This is a genomic window from Endozoicomonas sp. SESOKO2 (assembly GCF_024606245.1).
Taxonomy (GTDB): Bacteria; Pseudomonadota; Gammaproteobacteria; order Pseudomonadales; family Endozoicomonadaceae; genus Endozoicomonas_A.
Genome location: NZ_JAHHPQ010000181.1, coordinates 1 through 2,565 on the forward strand (window position 1 = coordinate 1; position 2,565 = coordinate 2,565).

2 protein-coding genes are annotated in these 2,565 nt (G+C 48.0%); both read right to left on the bottom strand.

Annotated elements, in window-relative coordinates; translation table 11 throughout:
• The coding region (locus tag KDK17_RS04485; RefSeq protein WP_257287444.1) for a hypothetical protein at positions 1–724 on the bottom strand (724 nt) is incomplete at its 3' end.
• Positions 725–842: 118 nt separating this feature from the next.
• Positions 843–2,360 carry a hypothetical protein gene (locus KDK17_RS04490; RefSeq protein WP_257287445.1) on the bottom strand — a complete coding sequence of 506 codons (1,518 nt, stop codon included), beginning with the start codon at positions 2,358–2,360 and terminating at the stop codon, positions 843–845.
• Positions 2,361–2,565: the final 205 nt, after the last annotated feature.

The window sequence follows — 2,565 nt, forward strand, 5'->3', positions numbered from 1 at the left end:
CCTGAAAATTGTGTTGCCAGAGACGACCCGCATCTCTGGCAAACAGCCTGAGGCCCTCAAACGATGCCTGCACTGAGAGCCCTGCCACTCCTTCCGTTTCATAAGGATAGTGGTGATACAGTTGGGAGTTTTTTTCATCATCAAAGACTTGTAGCAGTGCCGAACCATCTGGCTCCAGGGCAATGGTTGCCAGGGTTTCATCAGGTAATCTGCAGGCTTTGAGCTTATTCAGGGCATTGCTCAGACGATAGATGCCCCGTGGTTTCAGCAGTGTGCTTTCAAGGCCCAGCTCAGCTTTATGCGTTCGAAAAAAATCCACTTGTGGCTGTTCGCGGACAAAATCATGCCAGTCTTCTGTGGAACCAGGCTGTTGTTTCAGAAACTTGAAACGGCGATAACCCTGAGGTACCTCTGCGGAAGGAAAAGCCAGACTGCGACCGTAAATTTCAATATTCCCGCTGTTGATCAACTCCGCTTCCCAAAGCCCGGACATTTCCGGCACCGTCTCTTTTGGGTGTTTCCTGTTAAATTCAGCCACCTCCCGGAGGAAACATTCGCTATAAAACCTGTCTGGATTAAGTGCACACCCGGCACCAACCCCAAGGGCAATCAGATGCCATGGATAGAACTTATTGCGATAATATAGGTCGCAGCGCCGTTCAATAAACAGTGAGTCGCGATCATCAGGTGTTGCTGACAGGTGCTCAAGTAGTTTTTTTTGCATGTCCGGAGAGACAACCCGGAGCACCTGCGCAGCATATTCAACCGGTAACCCGTTCTGATGTATTAACCTGATTAATTCCAGTGTTTGCTGCTCATCCCGTAAAACGTCTGTGTGATGCTCAAAATAGTTGATAACAGGCTGAAGTGACTGTGTTGCACGGGGCGGGGGGGGGGTGTCGTAGTTGTGCGCCGTATGAATACTCAGCAGAGCGCAAGCTGACTGCTTTGAAAGTAGACGGCGGCAGGGATTTAAACAGTTGCAGGAACTCAGTAAACCAGTTGACATTCAAAGGGCGTTTTCCGTCTAAATGTTCCTTCATACAATCAATGAGATGGCCAGAAGTGGTTAGCTTGATCAGAGCGCTGCGCCGGGTTCTGGCCAGTTGACTGTCATCCTTTCCGGATAGGTGTGTTGAGGCTAATTGCGCACAGTGATGTCGGTATAAAAGCAACAGCGGTGTTGCGCCGCTGTGGTCCTGTTGATTAGCCAGAATTCTGGCGGGCAGATATTCAAACAGCTGGTCATAACGGGGGAGATAAGCCTCCAGACAGTGATATCTGCATAATTCGCCGTTAGAGTAACTGCTCGGAAGTGCTGTCGCCATAAGGTGCAGAATATTACTGCCGTTATTAAATGTCTGATTAAGAATTGTGGGTAAGGCGCCTGCCAGCAACCGCTTGAAAAATTCCCGCTGGCCCAGGATAAAGGCACAGACCAGAAGCTGTTCCCGCTCCTGATGATCCAGCTTTTTCAGTGCTTCCAGAATCAGCTTTTCATGCCTTTGGGCATTCACCTCCAGCATACAAAGTTGCAATATGAAAAACTCTGAACCCAGTGCCGTGGTGATGGTCTGGCAGAAATCCTGTGACGTCTGAAGGTCGCCATGTCTGATGTCCAGTGATTCGAAAATAGCGGTTATCAGATAGGGCGCTGAGCCATCGGAAATCCGAAGAGATTGATTAATTTTTGTTAGACGAGGGCAACGTTGTTGTGCCATCTCACTCATAAGCTCCCGGGCTGTTTTCTGCAGTTGCCTCGGGGTCAGGTATCTGTCCAATATTGCCATAAAGTCCGGATCAGCCCTGCACATCATTGTTTTGGCAAGGTTGCCAAGAAGTCTCAGCACTGTTTCATGGCGTGTGTTACCCAAGAGTTGCTTTAGTAATTGGGGAGGTATATTGATTGTACAAATCATCCAATCAGCATCAAGTCCCAGCCCCAAATCAGCCAGCGTTTGCAGAACGGAAATATTTTCGGGAAGGGTAATATCGCTGACAAGGGTTTTGATCAGTGCTTGCAAGGAAGACAGATAGAATCTTTGATTGTCCCCGGGATGGTCCTTACTCAACCTTTTAAGATCATACTGGGCTTTATCTATCTGTTCTCGCAGCAATTTATTACCAAATGGAATGTCAATATTGCCTATTGCATTCTGAACCCGGGATACCCATTCACGACGCTGGTCGAGAGTGGAAGTGATGTGCCGCTGGTGTAAAGAGCAACCGGAGGACCCACCCGATCGAGCCGTTTGATTGCTCAAACCCGAAGTGGGCACATTAGAGGAAACATCTGTTTCCGGAACGGTGCGACTGAACAGGTTAAAGAGAGTAGCGCGGGACATCCATGGCAGCATCATTCATTCCATCAATAATTTGTTTTCTGAATTTTCTAAATCTTCAGACCAGCAAAGTTTGATTTGGTTCACAATTATCCAGAAAACATCGCCAGCGGTGTGAACTTTGTTTACCAAATTGAGCGGAAAGCCCCGTACTTCTAGTTCGGGGATGGATAGTTCGCAGTCTGAAAGACTGCCTATGCAAAATACTTGCTATATTTACAGC

Coding starts and splice junctions, on each gene's coding strand:
- KDK17_RS04490 (WP_257287445.1), bottom strand. CDS start 2,360: ATGATGCTGCCATGGATGTCCCGCGCTACTCTCTTTAACCTGTTCAGT.